The sequence below is a fragment of the Amycolatopsis sp. NPDC089917 genome, assembly GCF_040684635.1.
Classification (GTDB): domain Bacteria; phylum Actinomycetota; class Actinomycetes; order Mycobacteriales; family Pseudonocardiaceae; genus Amycolatopsis.
In genome coordinates this window covers 80,201-97,200 of record NZ_JBFBGL010000011.1, presented here as the reverse complement: position 1 = coordinate 97,200, position 17,000 = coordinate 80,201, and the positions used below count along the sequence as shown (strand labels likewise).

Here is a 17,000-nt window from a genome sequence, read left to right as displayed (position 1 = left end):
GTAGTTGCGCGCGCAAGGACCGCGTTCAGAGGACGAAGCGCATCAGTAGCAGCGGTCCGAAGAGATCTTGTAGGTGTAGTTGTTCGAGAGGTTGGAGGTCACCTCGAAGCGGATCTTGTGATACACCGGCGGCTCCCCGAGCACGCCGTGCTTCACCGTGTGCTCCTTGCCCGGTGCGATGCCCCCGCTCCAGAGGCCCTTGTCGAAGGTGTCGTCGATGATCTGGACGAGCATTCCCCGGTAGTCGTGGTTGTGCACGGTGATGTCGATGCTCTGCCCCGCGCTCACCTCGACGACCTTGGTCGACGCGCCCATCAGCGGCCCGCCCTCACAGACCTTCGACGCCGCCGAAGCGGACGGTGCCATCAGCAGGGTGCCGGCCAGCGCGACCGGGACGACGGCGAGCAGTTTCTTGTTCATCGGTTCCCCACAACGGTCTTGACGACAGTGGACTGGACGGCCAGATCGAGGCCGATCTTCATGTTTCCCCCGCAATAGGCCTTCTCGCCGTTCTTGAAATGCACCGTCAGATCCCCGGCGCATTCGAAGACCTTGACGTCCCAGGTGCGAGTGCCCGGCTTCAGGCAGATCGCGTCCTTTCCGGCCCGGCGCATCCAGCCGTGATAACCGGATTCGCAGGTAATGATCGGATCACTGCCCGAAGCGGGCGCCGGAGCCGCCTGTGCGGCGGTGACCGGCAGGAGTGCCACGGTGAGCGTGGCCCCGGCCAGTGCGGCGACCTTGACGTACGGACGCATGGATTCCCTTTCCGCGAATAATGTGAGAGTGTTTCGGAAAATCCCCATCCGGAATTCCCGGACGCCGATGACGTTAAAGGTGTCCGAGGGCACTCGGAAAGCGATTCACGACCGCGAAATGGCCATGGCCGCCGGGACAATGTCCACGCAGGTCAGCGCTTTGGCCATCGGCCCCGAAGGTCAAAGGACGCGGACCGAGAAGAACACGGCACGGGTGTTCGGCAACAGGATGTGGCCTTGTTCGTCGGCCATCTTCCAGTACACCTGGCAATGTCCGGGACGGTCGGGCGCGTGCACTTCGACCGAGACGCGCACATGCTCACCCGGCGCGGTCTGCGGCACGGGAACGCGTTCCGGCGTGCCGCATTCGCCCGGCTTCCCGAACGAGCCGGCGCGGACCAGATAGCGGCCGACCCATCCGACCGTTCCCGCGTTCCGGAACTCCCACGTCTTCACGAAGGTCGATCCGGCCGCGACCTCACTGCCGTCGGGCACGGTGACGTCGGAGACGAATTCCGACGCGTCGCCCGCCGGAGCGGCGGGCTCGGAACCGAACGGAGCGGTGAACACGAACACCAGTGCCGCGACGAGCACGAGCGCGACCGCCCCGGCGAGGACGAACGCCGTCCGCCGCGATCGCTCCGGAGCCGGTTCGGGCGCCACACCGGCGGTCAGCGCGTCCCGCGCGCGTTCCCATTCACCGCGCCATTCGTGACGGACCTCGTCCTCGTCCCCGCCGAGCACCCCGGCAGCCAGCACGCGGACGAACTCCCAGGACGTCTCCCAGCTGGGCAGACGCTCCCCGCGAGCGGCGGCCGAAAGCGCCGACTTGGAGGCGAGCGCGCCGTACTCGTCGCGCATCCGGTCGTAGGACGGGTCTCCGGCGGCGCGTTTCAGCTCCCACAGCCGTCGCGCGAACGCGGCGACGGGCCCGCTGTCCTCAGCCGGTCCCCGCGCGACCCGCCCGCGGCGTCCGGGCCTCCGCTCGACGTCCATCATTTCCCACGATATGACCCACTGGCCGGGAAGGCCCGGCGGCGTCCCGCCCCCGATCGAGTGGCGACGCCCGGTGGTGACGGGACGTCGCGGCATGATCACCCATAAAGTAGGCAGAATGCAGGCTTCCAAGATCGCGCGCGCCTGGTTCGGCGTGACCGCGCTGGTGGTGATCGCCGGCCTCGCCGCGCAGGTCCCGGTCTCGGCGGGCACCGAAGGCGGCACCTTCCAGACCCCGGCCGGGCGGGTGGCCAACCTGCTGGCCTTCTTCACCATCGACTCGAACGTCCTGGTCGGCGTCGGCAGCCTGCTGCTCGCGCTCGGCGTCGCCGGCCGGTCGACCCTGTTCGGGGTACTGCGGCTCACCGGCCTCGTCGGGATCATCGTGACCGGCGTCGTCTTCCAGGTGGCGCTCGCCGACCTCTACGAACTGCACGGCTGGGCCCAGTTCGCCGACACGATGCTGCACAAGGTGTCGCCGCTGATGTGCGTCGCGGGCTGGCTGCTGTTCGGCCCGCGCGGGCAGCTGTCGTGGCGGGTCATGTGGTGGTCGCTGGTGTACCCGCTGGCCTGGCTCGCGGTCACGCTGGTGCGCGGCGCGATCATCGGGTTCTACCCGTACCCGTTCGTCGATCCGGGCATCAACGGCTACGGCGGTGTCGCTTTCAACTGCGTGCTGATCGGCCTGCTGTTCATCGGCCTCGCGGCGGCCGCGGTCGGCTTCGACCGCACCTTCCGGCGCCGCGACGAACCGGACGACTACCTAGCCCCGGACCCGGCGGAAAGCGTTGAGCGGATCCGCGACGCCGGCACGTACTAGCGTCCGCACCGCGCCGAGCCGCGGGTCCACCGGTTTCCCGGCGGCCACGCGATGCATCTGCTGGGTGTGCCACTGGATTTCGAGCAGGCTGTCGGCCAGCCGGATCCCGGTCTTAGGGGCGGTGCGCCGCGCGCGGACGTCCTCCCCGCCCAGCAGGCGGCCGGGCAGCGCCGGGTCGACGACCAGCGGCCTGCCGAGACCGATGACGTCGAGCGCGCCGGATCGCAGCGCGTCCGCCATGCCCGCCGGGCTGGTGAAACCGCCCGTGACCATCAGCGCGACGTCGGTGACCTGCCGCGCCTTGGCCGCGTAGTCGAGGAAGTAGGCCTCGCGGCTGACCGTGCTCGCCTTGGCGGAGCCCATCATCGCGGCCTTCTCGTAGGTGCCGCCGGAGACTTCGAGCAGGTCGATGCCCGCTTCGCCCAGCTCGCGGACGACTTCGAGCGAGTCCTCCTCGCTGAAGCCGCCGCGCTGGAAGTCCGCGCTGTTGAGCTTGACCGCGATCGGCACGCTGTCGCCGACCTCGGCGCGCACCCGGGCGACGACTTCGAGCAGGAACCGGCGCCGCCGGAGAGCGTCGCCGCCCCAGCCGTCGGTGCGCTGGTTGGTCAGCGGCGAAAGGAACTGCGAGACGAGGTAGCCGTGCGCGCCGTGGATCTGGACTCCGGTGAAGCCCGCCTCGACGACGGTTCGCGCGGCGACGCCGAACCGATCGATGATCGCCTCGATCTCGTCGACGGTCAGCGCCCGGGGCGTCGCGAACACCGAACGGATGCCGCGGTCGCCGAAGGGCACCGCCGACGGCGCGACCGGCTGGCGGGAGAGGAACCGGGGACTCTGCCTGCCGGGATGGTTGAGCTGGACCCACAACCGGGTCTCGGTCCCGTCGGCCGACCGCGCCCATTGCTTGAACTCGGTCGCGTCCGGCTCCCGGGGAACCGCGACGTTGCGCGGTTCGCCGAGCGCCGTCGGATCGACCATGACGTTCCCGGTGATCAGCGTCCCGGCACCGCCCCGGGACCACGTCCGGTACAGCTCGGCCAGTTCGGTGGTCGGCCGGTTGCGGCGGTCGCCGAGCTGCTCGCTCAGCGCGGCCTTGGCCAGCCGGTTCGGCAGGACCGCGCCGCACCGCAGTTCCAGCGGTTCGGCCAGCAGTTCCTTGGGCTCGCTCATCCGCGTTTCCTCCCGCCACTACCTACTGGTCAGTATCCCTACTTGAAGTAACATACTCGCGGTATGTCGAGTACTCAAGGTGCGGCGACGCCGAAAGGATTGTCGATCACGTAGCGCCAGAGCCCGTCCTCACCGCGTCGCGCGACGTCGGTGGCCGTCGCCGCGAGATGCCCCTCGATGACCCAGTCGACGATCAGCAGCGCCAGGTCACCGGCCACGCGCACCTGGCGCGGCATGACCTTGATCGGCTGCCCGAGCGCGAGGATCCCGCCGTTCGCGGCCCGGCGTTCCGCACCTCTCACCTGCACGCCGTCCCGGCGGACGAACACGGCGTCCGCCTCGTAGACCGTGTCGAGGACTTCGGCCGATCCGGTGTTGAAGGCGGCTTCGAAGACGAAGGGATGCTCGGCGGGGTCCGCCGTCAAAGGCACACTGGAGAAATGCGTCATGCGGACAGCGAAACCGACCGCGAAGCAGGTCACCAAACGGAAACCTTCGACGGCGAACTCGTCCCGGACGCCCGCGGGCGTACTCGGCGACCGGAGCCGGGCTGCCCCGTCGAAGTCGCGCTCGCCGCGATCTCGGGCCGCTGGACGACGCTGGTGCTCCGCGAACTGATGGGCGGCGCCCGGTCCTTCGGCGACCTTCGCGCGGCCTTGCCCGAGCTGTCGGCGAAGGTGCTGACGGAACGCCTCGGCGACCTGACCGCGCGACGCCTCGCCGTCCGCGAGGAACTACCGGGTTTCCCGAGCCGCACGAGCTACCGGCTCACCCCGGCGGGCCGGGCCCTGCGGCCGCTGCTGATCGAGCTGTACCGGTCGGGCTCGGCCCTACTGGCCCAGTAACCGGGGCGCGGCCGGCTCCACCCGCACGCGCACCTTGACCTCGTCGGCCATCTCCCGCGCCCAGGCCTGCAGCCCCGGGACGTCGATCCCGTGCGGCCGCGCCTCGCGGAACGGCTCGATGGTGCCCGCGCCGCGCTCCAGCAGCGACGCCGCGCCGTTCCCGTTCCCCCTGGCCGCGTGGGTCAGGCCCACGGCGAGCTGCGCGAGGCCGCGCCACAGCTCCCGCTCCGGCCCGTCGGTCGCCTTCCACGCGTCCTCGAACACCTCGTGAGCGTGGAACGGACGCCCCGCGTCGAGCAGGCGCTGGGCCTCAGCGATGGTGTCCTCGGGGCTGCGTTCGATGCCCTCGGGCTGCCGTTCGACCCCGTCGGCGCCATACGGGAGCGGCCTGCCGAGACCGTCCCGAGGGCGTGCGTTGCGGGCTCGTCCGTCTTCGTCACGGTCCCGGTCGGTCATGCCGACAGTGTCCCACGCGGGTATCCTGGTGACTCGTGCGCTTTCTCGACGGGCACCGGCCCGCTCACGACCTGACCTACGACGACGTGTTCCTGTTGCCGAACCGTTCGGACGTGGAGTCCCGCTTCGACGTCGATCTGTCCACTGTGGACGGCACCGGCGCGACGATCCCGATCGTGGTGGCGAACATGACCGCCGTCGCCGGTCGGCGGATGGCCGAGACGGTCGCCCGGCGCGGCGGGCTCGTGGTCCTGCCGCAGGACGTCGACGCGACCGCGGTCACCGAAATCGTCAGCTGGGTCAAGAGCCGTCACACCGTGTGGGACACCCCGCTCGTGCTGACCGGCGGCGACGCGGTGGCCGACGCGCTGAACCTGGTCGGCAAACGCGCCCACGGCGCCGTCGTCGTGGTGGACGAGGACGGCAAGCCGGTCGGCGTCGTCGACGAAGCGGCCTGCGCCGGTGTCGACCGCTTCGCGCGGCTCGGCGACGTCGCGGAACCCGCGCTCGTCACGGTCCCGCTCGGCACGCCGCCGCGTGAGGTGTTCGAGCGCCTGCACGACCACGGCGGCCGTCTCGCGCTCGGCATCGACGAGAACGGCAGGCTCGCGGGCGTCCTCACCGAGATCGCGGCGCTGCGCGCGGAGATCTACGCCCCGGCCGTCGACGACGGCGGGAACCTGCGGGTCGCCGCCGCGATCGGCGTGAACGGCGACGTCGCGGCGAAGGCAGAGGCCGTCCTCGCGGCGGGCGTCGACGTGCTGGTCGTCGACACCGCGCACGGCCACCAGGAGAAGATGATCTCCGCGCTCAAGGCCGTCCGGTCGGTCAGCCCGCGCGTTCCGGTGGTCGCCGGGAACGTCGTCACCGCGGAGGGCACGCGCGACCTGATCCACGCGGGCGCGGACGTCGTCAAGGTCGGCGTCGGCCCCGGCGCCATGTGCACGACGCGGATGATGACCGGCGTCGGCCGCCCGCAGTTCTCCGCCGTCGCCGAATGCGCCGCCGCGGCCCGTGAACTGGGCAAGCACGTCTGGGCGGACGGCGGCGTGCGGCATCCGCGCGACGTCGCGCTCGCGCTGGCCGCGGGCGCGTCCGCGGCGATGGTCGGCTCGTGGTTCGCCGGCACCCACGAATCCCCCGGCGACCTGCGGTACGACGAGCAGGGCAGGCCATACAAGGAGTCGTTCGGCATGGCGTCGAAGCGCGCCGTCGGCGCCCGCACGCGCACGGACAACGTCTTCGAGCGAGCCAAGAAGGGCCTTTTCGAAGAGGGCATCTCGGCGTCGCGGATGGCGCTGGACCCGGCCCGCCCCGGCGTCGAGGACCTGCTCGACTCCATCGGCTCCGGCGTCCGGTCCGCCTGCACGTACGCGGGCGCGCGGACGCTGGAGGAGTTCCACGAGCGCGCGCTGCTCGGCATCCAGTCGGCCGCCGGCTTCGCGGAAGGGCGTCCGCTGCCATCGGGCTGGTGATCCGGCGCACCTGAAGCACTAAGGTGCACCGGGTGAGACGCCTCAGACGGATCGTGGCGGCGGCGATGGACCGCCGCCACGCGGAAAACGGGGAAATCGCCGGACTGCGGTCCACGCTCGCGGACCAGGCCGCGGAACTCGAGCGTTTGCGCGCGGTGCTGGAGCACCACACCGCCTGGATCGAAGATCACGGCGGAGCACTGCGGGACGGCGACGCGCGCACCACCACCGTCGAGGCCAGGCAGGAAGCCCTCGACTCACGACAGGGAGCGCTCGACGGCTGGCTCGAAAGCCATGACGCCGCCTTCGAAGGTCTTCACCTCCGGACAGGGCAACTCGAGGCCGCCCGCGCCGTCCAGGTCTTCACCCAGTGGCTCGACCCGCTGGAACTCGCCGCCACTCCGAAGATCTCCGTCGTGCTGCCGACCCACGATCGCGCCGCGCTGCTGCCCCGCGCGATCGCGTCGGTCAGGGCGCAGCGGTACGGGAACTGGGAACTGATCGTCGTCGACGACGCCAGTTCGGACTCCACGCCCAAGGTCCTCGCCGCCCTCGACGATCCGCGGATCCGCACGATCCGCGTGGCGCACCACAGGGTCAGCGCCGCGCGCAACGCGGCCCTGGCCGAAGCGACCGGCGACGTCGTCGCCTACCTCGACGACGACAACACCATGCATCCCTTGTGGCTCAAGGCTTTGGCGTGGGCTTTCGGCGAGCACCCGGAGGTCGCCGTCGCGTACGGCGGGTACGTCATCGACGACGTCGAAGGGCTGCCGCGCCTGTTGTTCAAACCGTACAGCCGCGATGCCCTGCTCAAGGAGAACCTCGCCGACACCGGCGCGGTCGCCCATCGCGCCGGACTCGAAGAAGCCCGCTTCGACGAGTCACTGGTCGAAATGGACGACTGGGATCTCCTGCTGAGCCTCACCGCCGAACGCGACCCGCTCGTCGTCCCGGCGATCTCCTGTTTCTATTCCACCGCGGCGCCGAACCGCCTTTCCCACGGTCCCACTCATGACGCCGATTTCACCGCGGTGTGCAGGAAGCACGGGGAGTCCTCTTAGGACTGTCCCAAGAGGACTCCCCGATCGGCTATCCGTGGTCCTCCAGCATCTCGGTGACGAGCGCCGCGATCGGCGAACGCTCGGACCGGGTCAGCGTCACGTGCGCGAACAGCGGGTGACCCTTGAGCTTCTCGATCACCGCGGAGACGCCGTCGTGCCTGCCGACCCGCAGGTTGTCGCGCTGCGCGACGTCATGCGTGAGCACGACCCGCGAGGCCGTGCCGAGTCGCGAAAGCACGGTCAGGAGCACGTTGCGCTCCAAGGACTGCGCCTCGTCGACGATGACGAACGTGTCGTGCAGCGACCGGCCGCGGATGTGGGTCAGCGGGAGCACCTCAAGCATGCCGCGGTCGAACACCTCGTCGAGGACGTCCTGGCTGACCAGCCCGCCGAGGGTGTCGAACACCGCCTGCGCCCAAGGCTGCATCTTCTCGCTCTCGGAACCGGGCAGATAGCCCAGTTCCTGGCCGCCGACCGCGTACACCGGCCGGAAGACCACGACCTTGCGGTGCTGGCGGCGTTCCATCACCGACTCCAGCCCCGCGCAGAGCGCGAGCGCCGACTTCCCGGTTCCGGCGCGGCCGCCCAGCGAGACGATGCCGACGTCGGAGTCCAGCAGGAGATCCAGCGCCACCCGCTGCTCGGCCGACCGGCCGTGCAGGCCGAACGCCTCCTTGTCACCCCGCACGAGCCGGATCCGCTTGTCCGCGGTGACCCTGCCCAGCGCGCTCGAACTGCCCGCGAGCAGCCTGAGGCCGGTGTGACAGGGCATCTCGCCGACCTCGGGCATCCCGAACTCGGCCGGATCCACGGAGGACCCGCTGAACAGCGCGTCGATCAGGGTCTGCGGGACGTCCAGATCCGCCATCCCCGTCCAGCCCGAAGGCGTCACCTCCTGCGCGCGGTACTCGTCGGCCTCCAGGCCGACCGCACCCGCCTTGACCCGCAGGGGGATGTCCTTCGTCACCAGCGTGACCGACGCGTGTTCCGCCGCCAGGTTGAGCGCGCAGGCGAGGATGCGGTGGTCGTTGGAGTCCGTGCGGAAGCCGACCGGGAGCACCGTGGGATCGGAGTGGTTCAACTCCACCTGCAGGGTGCCGCCGTGCTCACCGATCGGGATCGGCGCGTCGAGCCTGCCGTGCTGACGACGCAGGTCGTCGAGCATGCGAAGCGCTTCGCGCGCGAACCACCCCAGTTCGGGGTGGTGTCGTTTCGCCTCCAGTTCACTGATGACGACCAGCGGGAGCACGACCGCGTGTTCGGCGAAACGGGTCACCGACCAGGGGTCAGAGAGCAGGACCGACGTGTCGAGCACGTAAGTGGACCGCTGGGATTCGGGCGAGATCGAGGCTTTCTCCGGGCCAGAGGCACCGGTCGAAGAACGGCCAGAGGCCTTGCGGGGTGAACGCTGCGCAGTCACGACGGCATCTCCCTCGTGGGCGTGGCACCACGCCCGCACTCGCTGGGCCGGGCACTTCCCTGGCTGACCGCTCCTTCTGACGCCTATCGCGTCAGTCGGCACGGCCGCGAGGGCCGGGTGCCGGCCCCCTCGTGCATCCACTGGGCGGCTGTGCCGCCCTGTCGACAACCGCCACGACCAGGGCCTCCCGTGAGAGTCCGCATGGGACGCGAACCCTCACTTTCGGAAGGTACCTGCGTCCGGCCGATCGCGCAGGCAGCCACCACGGTGATTCGCCAAACCGTCATCTCACTGTCGGTCGCGTGACATCAACACCTGGTCACCATCACCCTGCGTAGTGATGATCACCATTCAGGGACGCTCGTCGACGTGACCCGGATGGATTAGCGCGACAGAGGGCGTTCACCTGATGGGAGCGAGGGTTCTACCACGCTTGGTAGCGGGTCGCATTTTGTGCCCGAGACAGAGAACCGGACCGAGTGAAATGAACCTTTTTCGGCTCACACAATGGGCTTACGGGACGGTCACAGAGCCTGAATAGCGAGTAATTTTCTCACTGCGGGACACCCCCACCGGATTCGGTGCCCCCGACCCCCTGAATATCTCTACTTAGGAGTGCGAAGTGCTGAAGAAGGCTGGTTTCGTTTCCGCCGTCGCCGCGGGCATCATGATGGTCGGCGGGACCGCGTTCGCCGCCACCGGCGACACCACCGGCACCCCGGACCCGACGTTCGGCGACGCCTACGCGACGTTCATCGAGGGCGGTGGCGCGCTCGGCTACGGTGCCGCCTCGCTGGTCGCCGGCGCCTACACGGGTGTCGTCCTGACCCCGTCGCTGGTGGCCCACTCGCTGGAGCACCACCACCGCTGATCCAAGCCTGGACGTCGAAGGCCCCGGAAGTGCACTCCGGGGCCTTCGTCATGCACGGGGTCAGGAACCGAAGCGCCGGTGCCGCCACGCGTAATCGCGCATGGCGCGGAGAAAATCGACCCGGCGGAATGCGGGCCAATAAGCTTCGGTGAACCAGAATTCCGAATGCGCCGATTGCCAGAGCAGAAATCCGGAAAGCCGCTGCTCACCCGAGGTGCGGATAATCAGATCCGGATCCGGCTGACCCGAGGTGTACATGTGTTCGGAAATATGGTCGACGTCCAGGATCTTCGCGAGCTCGCGGATCGAGGTGCCCTCGTCGGCGTGCTGGAGCAGGAGTTTGCGGACCGCGTCGGCGATCTCCTGACGCCCTCCGTAACCGACCGCGACGTTGACCTCCATCCCGGAACGCCCTTCGGTGCGTTCCGCTGCCGCGCTGAGGGCCTTCGCGACCTCCGGCGGCAGCAGGTCGAGGGCTCCCACGATGCGGAGCCGCCAGGGGGTGTGCGGCGCGGCGAGTTCGTCGGTGACGTCGGTGATGATCTTCAGCAACGGGCTCAGTTCCTCGGCCGCGCGGCCGAGGTTGTCGGTCGAGAGCAGCCACATGGTGACGACCTCGACGTCGGCCTCGTTGCACCAGCTCAGGAAGTCCGCGATCTTCTTGGCGCCGGCGCGGTGGCCGTCGGCGACGTCGGTGAAGCCCGCTTCGCGCGCCCAGCGGCGGTTCCCGTCCAGCATGATGGCGATGTGGCGTGGATGGCGCCCCTTGGCCTGCTGGATCAGGCGCCTGCCGTAGGCGCTGTACACGACGTCTGACAAGAAGGACCGAAGACTCACGCCAGTGGAGAGTAGTCACCCCGCGAGCCCCAGTGGGACGCGCCACGGACACTGGCGAAAAACCTACGGTGCCGTAACCTGGGTGAGTGAGCGTAGCGACCGAACCCCAGCCGTCCGGCCCCACGCCCTTGGTGGACACGCGTCCTCGCTTGCGGGGGCACATCCACTTCTGGTCCTTCTTCGGCGCTGTCGCCGGAGCTGCGGCCCTCATCAGCCTCGCGGCGTCCACCGTGTCGGGTATCGCCGCTTTGTCCACTTCGGTCTACGGCCTGACCGTGCTCGGCGTCTTCGGCGTCAGCGCGCTCTATCACCGTCGCTTGTGGAGCCCACGAGCATACGAATGGATGAAGCGCGCCGACCATTCGATGATCTTCCTGTTCATCGCGGGCACTTACACGCCGTTCACCCTTCTGGCGATGTCCCAGCCGACCGGGTACATCGTGCTGGCCATCGTCTGGGGCGGCGCGATCGGCGGCGTCACCCTGAAGATGCTGTGGCCGAACGCGCCGCGCTGGCTGGGCGTGCCGATCTACATCGCACTGGGCTGGGTCGCCGTCTTCGTCCTGCCCGAACTGGGCGCGCACGCCGGCATCGCGGCGCTCGTGCTGCTCTGCGTGGGCGGGCTGTTCTACACACTGGGCGCGGTGTTCTACGCCGTCAAGTGGCCGAACCACTTCCCGGACACCTTCGGGTACCACGAGTACTTCCACGCTTGCACGGTGCTGGCCGCCGTGTCGCACTACATCGCGATCTGGCTGGCGATGTACGCCTAGCTGGAGGCTCAAGCCTTCTGGATCTCTCCCAGGCCGTCGCCAGGCCGTCACGCTGCCTGGTCACGGCCTGGTCCTTTCTCAGGCTCCCGAAGAAGCCGTCGACCGCATTGGCCAGATTCACACCCACCGGAGCGGCAGCCCGTCAGGACAACCATGAACGAGTCATCCGCGACCAGGCCGCCGCCCGGGCACACTCACATCAGTGAGACGGCGATGGCGGCGCCGCCTCCTTGTAGTCGTCGAGCCAACAAGGTGGGACGGGCCGGATAAGCACTTCCCTCGCTTCGTCGACGTGAAGTCAACCGGCAGTCGACGATCCGGACCCATCGCTCGGCTCGGACGGAATTGTATCGAACAACAGAACCTTCTTCCGTCGCCTCAAGCGCGATTCCTTGTTTCGATCAATCCTGTACAAGGCCACGTTGTAGGCCCAAGCATGCGTTGAGACTTTCTTATCGACACCGAAGTGCCTTCCGGTCGCGGCATCCAACACTCGATGGTACTCCTCGTGCAAATCCCACGAAAAATTCGAGAAGTCGACGGCCTCCCACCCATAGAGGTGCCTCAGTTCAAATTTGATGGCACTGACAAAGTCAAGCTCGGATCTATCGATCTTCCCTATCCTTGAACCGAGCGCCAAGGCGTGTTCCTTGACCTTGTCGGAAGCACCTTCCCACTTGCTTCCGGAGTCTCGCATCTCCGCGTAGTCAACCCAGGCCCAGAACCCTTCGGCGTCTGCGATATCGGGAGCCTCTCGATGATGACCACCGCACAGAAGGGCGAAGTTTCGAACATTCATGGAGCCACCCAGTGACACCGGAACGACATGTGCACGTTCGACCGGCCTGCCCCAGCAGATAAGACAGCATGGATCATCCCTGATACCCAGGTAGTCGGCGATCATCTCCTTCGAGGGGGCCGACTTTCGTTCATCGCCGACAACCTCTCTCGGCTTGACCGGCAAAAGGTCGACGTCGTACCAAAAGCTGTCATCGTTTTCCGGGTACACGATGTCGAGTTGATCCGGAATATCATTGCACTGCTTTTTGCCGTTTTTTATTTCGGCGATAGGTGTGGTGATACCGGTCAAGTAGGATCCGAGATGACCGAGGGCAAAATTGTTGATTATCTCCCATGCGTCATGGTCAAACGCACCCTTGCTGTTCTTATGTCCCTACACCCTGAGATAGAGGTATCTCGGCGCATCCGGATTGATGCGCTGCGCCGACTTCACAATACTGAAGAGCCGAAGGGCGCATCGTTCGAAGTTTTCATAAACGGCCATGTCATGATAGAGAAGGACACTCTTTTGCCTCTTTCCCTTGCCGCTGGACTTGTCACGATTCCGCCGCTTCTTCGCCATAGCGTTCCATGCTTTCAACCAAGTAGACCACTTGCGCCGACTGCATGATCGGGCGATGACTTCGGTTTGTTACCGGAATTCTCTATTCCCGGCACACCCGGGCAGCCTCGTACGCCTAGCCGCGGATCAGCCGTTCTCGGTCCAGAACCGCTGGAGCCTTGCGATGGCTTCGGCTTTGGTCATGGCCGCGACCTCCGATTCAGCGAGGCCGACCCGCGAGAGCAGCATGTGCACCAGGTCAGCCGCCAGAGCTTCGGCCTGCGGAACAGGTACTCCGCGATCGGGTTTGACACCGTCCTGCACGCACGACCAGAAGCACGGCTCTTCGACGTCGAGCTGGTCGCGAAGGATGTGCTTCCAGATGCTCTTCCCGTACCCCGTCCGATCCACCGGATGCGAGATCCGGGTCCGCAGAATACGGCCGTCCACGAGACCGAGTTCGTAGGTGACGTGGTGCGTGCCCGTCCGGCCGCGGGCATCACGAACCCTGCGCCACTCCTCGATCTGACAGAACGATTCGTGGTCTTTCCGGGTGGGCTGTGGCCAATTCACCGCCCGGTACCCGCCAGCCAATCACGCAATTGATCGTCATCGCTCAGGCTGATCAGCTGAACGAGGCCCCAGTTGTCACGGTGATTCGGCGCGTCCAGCAACCGCAGCTGCCAGTCTTCCGCGTACTCCCGCAGCGCGTCGACCATCTCGGTCAGCGCCTCGTCGAAAGTGGCTCCATCCGCCGCCACCGGCAAACCCGGGATGAACACGGACCAGCCACCGTCCTCGGCGACGACCTGGGCAGATGCCGGCAGGAGCGACGCGAGGAAGTACCGCAGCCGCTCGACGTCCACGACGGCGGCCTGAACCGAATCGCGCCGAACCGTGGCGACGCGGCCCTTTTCCGCCGCATCCAGCAGATCCTTGAGGTGCGCGCGAGCTTCGGTGTAGCTGTCGTAGTGGAGAGCGGACACAGAGGCCTCCCGATCAAGTCACGACCAGTCTGCCCAAGTACGTCGCGTACGTCAAGTACGTCCCGTACGCATCCGGCTCACGACACCACCGTGACCTGGACGGACACAAGCGTGTTCCCTCTGGCACAAGAAAGTGCCTTCTTCCGCGCCCCCACAGCGAGAGCCATGATCACCGCCATGGCCAAGAACGTTCCGCCCCGCCGCCTCGACGACGCGGCCCTCAGCGCCTTCGTCGCCGAGCACACCTTCGGCGCCCTCGCGACCCTCAAGCGCGACGGCCGCCCGCACCTCTCCACGGTCGTCTACGCCTGGGACCCCGGCACCCGCGAGATCCGGATCAGCACGACCGAAGACCGCCTCAAGGTGAAGCAGCTTCGCGCCAACCCCACCGCTTCGCTCTACGTCTCCAGCGCCGACCACTGGAAATTCGCGGTCGTGGAAGGAAAAGCGGAACTCTCCGAAGTCACGCGAACACCCGATGACGGCGACAGGCTCTACATCACCCTCAAAGCCGAGAAACTCTATGGAACGGCCCTCGACATCGCTTAACGTACCCACCTGGAAAAGGCCAGGTGAGGAGACGTCCGATGTGGGAAAAGCGGATGGAGTGGCCGCTCAACGCCGCCGCCGTACTGTTCCTGGTCGCCTATGCCTGGCCGATCCTGCAGCCCTCGCTCGGGCACACCGGCCGGGTCTGGTGTGAGGTCGCCACCTGGCTCGCGTGGGCGGTCTTCGCCCTGGACTACGGCGTCCGCCTCAGGCAAGCAGCGGACAAACGGGCGTTCCTGAAGAGCAACATCTTCGATCTGGTGATCATCGTGCTCCCGCTGATCCGGCAGTTGCGGCTGCTCAGGCTGGTCACGGTGCTCAACGTGCTCAACCGCAACGCCGGCCTGTCGCTGCGCGGCCGCGTCGTGGTCTACACGGTGGGCGCGACGGCGCTGATCGTGTTCTGTTCGGCGCTCGCCGTGCTCGACGCCGAACGCGCTCAGCCGGACGCGCCGATCACCGACTTCCCGGACGCGGTGTGGTGGTCGATCACGACCATCACCACGGTCGGCTACGGCGACCGCTATCCCGTCAGCGGCGCCGGCCGCGTCGTCGCGGTCGGGCTGATGGTGGCCGGGATCGCCCTGCTCGGTGTGGTCACCGCGACGCTGGCGTCGTGGCTGATCCGCCGGGTGACCGAGGCCGACGAGAGCGCGCAGGCAGTCACCCGCGAGCATCTCGACGAGCTGACCCGCGAGGTCAAGGCGTTGCGGGCCGAGCTCGCCGAGCAGCGCGCCGGGATCAGTCCTGGAGCATCGGAGCCGCTAGGTACTGCTCGGGGATAGCGAAGGCGTCGACCAGGGTCCGCGCGTGCGGACGCAGGTCGGCGCACAACGCGTTCACCGCGGCGGTGACGGCCTTCGAACGCCCGGAGGTCAGGCGGCCGTGTTCGAGGAACCAGCCCCGGTCCGCCTCGATGTTCGCGAGCGCGTAGAGGTCGCAGACCCGCTCCAGCAGCTCTCGGGCCTCCGCGTCGGCACAGCGCTCGATGGCGGCGATGAACGCTTCGAGCACCACGCGGTCGACGTGCGCTCGCCCGGCGCGCAACACGTGGTCCTGCGCGTCGTTGAAGACGCCGAAGGGATCCGAAGCGGCCTTACGCAGGCGCTGCGCGACGCCGCCGAGTACGTGCTCTTCGCGGTCTTCGAACAGCTTCAGGTGCCATTCGCGCGAGAACAGCACGTCGCTGTCGTCGGCGTCGGTGAGCCGCTCGACGACCTTGCGCGCGGACGTCCGTTCGATCACGGCCTCGACGAGCTGCTCCGCCACGAACCGCGCGGTCGCGAGCGGGCTCAGGTCCTCGAAGTGGTCCTTGTAGCTGGTCAGCAAGCCCTTCGCGACGAGCTGCAGCAGCACGGTGTTGTCACCCTCGAAGGTGGTGAAGACGTCCGTGTCGGCTTTCAGCCCGGCGAGCAGGTTCTCCGAGAGATACCCGGAACCGCCGCACGCCTCACGGGTGGCCTGGATGGTCGCCGTCGCGTGCCAGGTCGACACGGCCTTGATCCCGGCCGCGCGCGATTCCAGCTCCCGCTGCTCTTCCTCGGGCGCGTCCTCGGCGATGTCGTTCAACGTCGCGACAAGCGCTTCCTGCGCGAAGTGCAGCGCGTACGACGTGGCCAGCGCGGGCAGCAGTTTCCGCTGGTGCGCGCGGTAATCGAGGATCACGACCTCGTCGCCGTCGGGCCGCGCGAACTGCCTCCGCTGCTCGCCGTACCGGACGGCCAGTGCCAGCGCGCGTTTCGTCGCGCTGCCGGCGGAGCCCGCGACGCTGACCCGGCCGCGGATGAGCGTGCCGAGCATCGTGAAGAACCGGCGGCCGTCGCTCTCGATCGGGCTCGTGTACGTCCCGTCCTCGGCCACGTCACCGAACCGGTTGAGCAGCGCCTCGCGCGGAACCCTCACCTGGGTGAACGTGAGACGCCCGTTGTCGACGCCGTTGAGCCCCGCCTTGCGGCCGCAGTCCTCGATCTCGACGCCGTTCGCGTTCTCGCCGCGGATCGGCACCACGAACGCGTGCACGCCGCGCGATTCGCCGCCGGTGATCAGCTGCGCGAACACGACCGCGAGTTCACCGTCGCGGGCGGCGTTGCCGATGTACTCCTTCGTCGCGCCCCGGTCCGGCGTGTGCACGACGAACTCGCGCGTGGCCGGGTCGTAGGTCGCGGTGGTGCGCAGGTGCTGGACGTCCGAGCCGTGACCGTGCTCGGTCATCGCGAAACAGCCCAGCAGTTCCAGGTCCTTGATCTCGCGCAGATAGCGCTCGTGATGGCGTCCGGTGCCGAGCAGCTGCACCGCGCCGCCGAACAGACCCCATTGGACACCGGCCTTGACCATCAGCGAGAGGTCGCCGAAGCCCAGCATCTCGAACGACATGACCGAGCCGCCGACGTCGCCGCCACCGCCGTACGCCGGGTCGAAACCGAGGCCCGGACGGTCGGTTTCGGCGAGCTTGCGCAGCCATTCGAGGACTTGGGCCCGATGCGCTTCGATGTCGAGGTCGACAGGGTCCTTGAAGTCCTCCGCCGCCATCTGCGCACGCACCGCGCGGCGGAGTTCGGCCCACCGTCCATCGAGGACGGTGGTCAGCGCGTCCGGGTCGATCTTCGCGGGAAGTCCTGGTGTGTCCACGATTCCT

The 17,000-nt window shown here is 67.8% G+C and carries 21 protein-coding genes; 9 read left to right on the top strand and 12 right to left on the bottom strand.

The window, feature by feature from the left end:
* Nucleotides 1-42: 42 nt before the first annotated feature.
* The 3 genes from AB0N89_RS11090 to AB0N89_RS11080 all read right to left on the bottom strand — a co-directional run bounded on the left by AB0N89_RS11090 (nucleotide 43) and on the right by AB0N89_RS11080 (nucleotide 1,754).
* A complete protein-coding gene (locus AB0N89_RS11090; RefSeq protein ID WP_364203090.1) occupies nucleotides 43-420 on the bottom strand; it encodes a hypothetical protein in 378 nt (125 codons plus the stop codon).
* Nucleotides 417-851: a hypothetical protein gene (locus tag AB0N89_RS11085; protein WP_364203087.1), complete on the bottom strand. Its 435-nt coding sequence runs from the start codon at nucleotides 849-851 to the stop codon at nucleotides 417-419. The genes AB0N89_RS11090 and AB0N89_RS11085 overlap by 4 nt, the downstream gene beginning before the upstream one ends.
* Before the next feature lie 87 nt (nucleotides 852-938).
* Nucleotides 939-1,754 carry an NBR1-Ig-like domain-containing protein gene (locus AB0N89_RS11080; RefSeq protein WP_364203085.1) on the bottom strand — a complete coding sequence of 272 codons (816 nt, stop codon included), beginning with the start codon at nucleotides 1,752-1,754 and terminating at the stop codon, nucleotides 939-941.
* 118 nt (nucleotides 1,755-1,872) lie between these two features.
* Between AB0N89_RS11080 and AB0N89_RS11075 the strand changes: the two genes are divergently transcribed.
* The gene (locus AB0N89_RS11075) at nucleotides 1,873-2,574 is read left to right on the top strand and encodes a Pr6Pr family membrane protein (RefSeq protein ID WP_364203082.1); all 702 of its coding nucleotides are present in this window, start codon (nucleotides 1,873-1,875) and stop codon (nucleotides 2,572-2,574) included.
* On the opposite strand, the gene AB0N89_RS11070 is transcribed toward AB0N89_RS11075, so the two are convergent.
* Together AB0N89_RS11070 and AB0N89_RS11065 are read right to left on the bottom strand one after the other, a co-directional pair.
* Nucleotides 2,518-3,747, bottom strand: coding sequence for an NADH:flavin oxidoreductase/NADH oxidase family protein (locus AB0N89_RS11070; RefSeq protein WP_364203079.1), 1,230 nt, complete (start codon nucleotides 3,745-3,747; stop codon nucleotides 2,518-2,520). The two genes, AB0N89_RS11075 and AB0N89_RS11070, sit on opposite strands and share 57 nt — an antisense overlap.
* A 74-nt stretch (nucleotides 3,748-3,821) precedes the next feature.
* Nucleotides 3,822-4,196: a DUF4440 domain-containing protein gene (locus tag AB0N89_RS11065; protein WP_364203076.1), complete on the bottom strand. Its 375-nt coding sequence runs from the start codon at nucleotides 4,194-4,196 to the stop codon at nucleotides 3,822-3,824.
* On the opposite strand from AB0N89_RS11065, the gene AB0N89_RS11060 reads away from it, so the two are divergent.
* The gene (locus AB0N89_RS11060) at nucleotides 4,188-4,592 is read left to right on the top strand and encodes a helix-turn-helix domain-containing protein (protein WP_364203073.1); all 405 of its coding nucleotides are present in this window, start codon (nucleotides 4,188-4,190) and stop codon (nucleotides 4,590-4,592) included. The genes AB0N89_RS11065 and AB0N89_RS11060 overlap by 9 nt on opposite strands.
* Here the strand turns inward: AB0N89_RS11060 and AB0N89_RS11055 are convergent.
* Nucleotides 4,578-5,048 carry a DUF309 domain-containing protein gene (locus AB0N89_RS11055; RefSeq protein ID WP_364203071.1) on the bottom strand — a complete coding sequence of 157 codons (471 nt, stop codon included), beginning with the start codon at nucleotides 5,046-5,048 and terminating at the stop codon, nucleotides 4,578-4,580. The genes AB0N89_RS11060 and AB0N89_RS11055 overlap by 15 nt on opposite strands.
* 35 nt (nucleotides 5,049-5,083) lie before the next feature.
* On the opposite strand from AB0N89_RS11055, the gene AB0N89_RS11050 reads away from it, so the two are divergent.
* Together AB0N89_RS11050 and AB0N89_RS11045 are read left to right on the top strand one after the other, a co-directional pair.
* Nucleotides 5,084-6,523 carry a GuaB1 family IMP dehydrogenase-related protein gene (locus AB0N89_RS11050; protein WP_364203068.1) on the top strand — a complete coding sequence of 480 codons (1,440 nt, stop codon included), beginning with the start codon at nucleotides 5,084-5,086 and terminating at the stop codon, nucleotides 6,521-6,523.
* A 32-nt stretch (nucleotides 6,524-6,555) separates the two neighbouring features.
* Complete coding sequence (locus AB0N89_RS11045; protein WP_364203065.1) at nucleotides 6,556-7,587, top strand: glycosyltransferase family A protein; 1,032 nt, start codon at nucleotides 6,556-6,558, stop codon at nucleotides 7,585-7,587.
* 28 nt (nucleotides 7,588-7,615) lie between these two features.
* Here the strand turns inward: AB0N89_RS11045 and AB0N89_RS11040 are convergent, their stop codons facing one another.
* Nucleotides 7,616-8,902 carry a PhoH family protein gene (locus AB0N89_RS11040; RefSeq protein ID WP_364203259.1) on the bottom strand — a complete coding sequence of 429 codons (1,287 nt, stop codon included), beginning with the start codon at nucleotides 8,900-8,902 and terminating at the stop codon, nucleotides 7,616-7,618.
* A gap of 727 nt (nucleotides 8,903-9,629) precedes the next feature.
* Here AB0N89_RS11040 and AB0N89_RS11035 point away from each other — a divergent pair.
* Nucleotides 9,630-9,878, top strand: coding sequence for a hypothetical protein (locus AB0N89_RS11035; protein ID WP_364203062.1), 249 nt, complete (start codon nucleotides 9,630-9,632; stop codon nucleotides 9,876-9,878).
* Nucleotides 9,879-9,938: 60 nt separating this feature from the next.
* On the opposite strand, the gene AB0N89_RS11030 is transcribed toward AB0N89_RS11035, so the two are convergent.
* Nucleotides 9,939-10,715, bottom strand: coding sequence for an isoprenyl transferase (locus tag AB0N89_RS11030; protein ID WP_037306485.1), 777 nt, complete (start codon nucleotides 10,713-10,715; stop codon nucleotides 9,939-9,941).
* A gap of 131 nt (nucleotides 10,716-10,846) precedes the next feature.
* Here AB0N89_RS11030 and AB0N89_RS11025 point away from each other — a divergent pair, with 131 nt between their 5' ends.
* Nucleotides 10,847-11,488 carry a hemolysin III family protein gene (locus AB0N89_RS11025; RefSeq protein WP_364203256.1) on the top strand — a complete coding sequence of 214 codons (642 nt, stop codon included), beginning with the start codon at nucleotides 10,847-10,849 and terminating at the stop codon, nucleotides 11,486-11,488.
* 298 nt (nucleotides 11,489-11,786) lie between these two features.
* Here the strand turns inward: AB0N89_RS11025 and AB0N89_RS11020 are convergent, their stop codons facing one another.
* Complete coding sequence (locus AB0N89_RS11020) at nucleotides 11,787-12,578, bottom strand: HNH endonuclease signature motif containing protein (protein WP_364203059.1); 792 nt, start codon at nucleotides 12,576-12,578, stop codon at nucleotides 11,787-11,789.
* Nucleotides 12,579-12,590: 12 nt separating this feature from the next.
* Here AB0N89_RS11020 and AB0N89_RS11015 point away from each other — a divergent pair, with 12 nt between their 5' ends.
* Entirely contained in the window at nucleotides 12,591-12,899 is a 309-nt protein-coding gene (locus AB0N89_RS11015) for a hypothetical protein (protein ID WP_364203056.1), read from the top strand.
* 78 nt (nucleotides 12,900-12,977) lie between these two features.
* Here AB0N89_RS11015 and AB0N89_RS11010 read toward each other — a convergent pair whose 3' ends face one another.
* The gene (locus AB0N89_RS11010; RefSeq protein WP_364203053.1) at nucleotides 12,978-13,403 is read right to left on the bottom strand and encodes a cytotoxic translational repressor of toxin-antitoxin stability system; all 426 of its coding nucleotides are present in this window, start codon (nucleotides 13,401-13,403) and stop codon (nucleotides 12,978-12,980) included.
* A complete protein-coding gene (locus AB0N89_RS11005; RefSeq protein ID WP_364203050.1) occupies nucleotides 13,400-13,816 on the bottom strand; it encodes a prevent-host-death protein in 417 nt (138 codons plus the stop codon). Before AB0N89_RS11005 ends, AB0N89_RS11010 begins: the two co-directional genes overlap by 4 nt.
* Before the next feature lie 90 nt (nucleotides 13,817-13,906).
* Here AB0N89_RS11005 and AB0N89_RS11000 point away from each other — a divergent pair, with 90 nt between their 5' ends.
* Nucleotides 13,907-14,365 (top strand): TIGR03618 family F420-dependent PPOX class oxidoreductase, encoded by a 459-nt coding sequence (locus tag AB0N89_RS11000; protein ID WP_364203048.1) that lies wholly within the window; start codon nucleotides 13,907-13,909, stop codon nucleotides 14,363-14,365.
* Between the two features lie 38 nt (nucleotides 14,366-14,403).
* Nucleotides 14,404-15,150, top strand: a complete 747-nt coding sequence (locus tag AB0N89_RS10995) for a potassium channel family protein (RefSeq protein WP_364203045.1) — start codon at nucleotides 14,404-14,406, stop codon at nucleotides 15,148-15,150.
* Here the strand turns inward: AB0N89_RS10995 and AB0N89_RS10990 are convergent.
* Complete coding sequence (locus AB0N89_RS10990; protein WP_364203043.1) at nucleotides 15,107-16,993, bottom strand: acyl-CoA dehydrogenase; 1,887 nt, start codon at nucleotides 16,991-16,993, stop codon at nucleotides 15,107-15,109. The genes AB0N89_RS10995 and AB0N89_RS10990 overlap by 44 nt on opposite strands.
* Nucleotides 16,994-17,000 lie beyond the last annotated feature (7 nt).

Excerpts from the sequence above, each read along its gene's own strand:
- AB0N89_RS11090 (WP_364203090.1), bottom strand. The coding sequence starts at position 420 with ATGAACAAGAAACTGCTCGCCGTCGTCCCGGTCGCGCTGGCCGGCACC.
- AB0N89_RS11080 (WP_364203085.1), bottom strand. The coding sequence starts at position 1,754 with ATGGACGTCGAGCGGAGGCCCGGACGCCGCGGGCGGGTCGCGCGGGGA.
- AB0N89_RS11075 (WP_364203082.1), top strand. The coding sequence starts at position 1,873 with ATGCAGGCTTCCAAGATCGCGCGCGCCTGGTTCGGCGTGACCGCGCTG.
- AB0N89_RS11070 (WP_364203079.1), bottom strand. The coding sequence starts at position 3,747 with ATGAGCGAGCCCAAGGAACTGCTGGCCGAACCGCTGGAACTGCGGTGC.
- AB0N89_RS11060 (WP_364203073.1), top strand. The coding sequence starts at position 4,188 with ATGCGTCATGCGGACAGCGAAACCGACCGCGAAGCAGGTCACCAAACG.
- AB0N89_RS11065 (WP_364203076.1), bottom strand. The coding sequence starts at position 4,196 with ATGACGCATTTCTCCAGTGTGCCTTTGACGGCGGACCCCGCCGAGCAT.
- AB0N89_RS11055 (WP_364203071.1), bottom strand. The coding sequence starts at position 5,048 with ATGACCGACCGGGACCGTGACGAAGACGGACGAGCCCGCAACGCACGC.
- AB0N89_RS11015 (WP_364203056.1), top strand. The coding sequence starts at position 12,591 with ATGACCGAGGGCAAAATTGTTGATTATCTCCCATGCGTCATGGTCAAA.
- AB0N89_RS10995 (WP_364203045.1), top strand. The coding sequence starts at position 14,404 with ATGTGGGAAAAGCGGATGGAGTGGCCGCTCAACGCCGCCGCCGTACTG.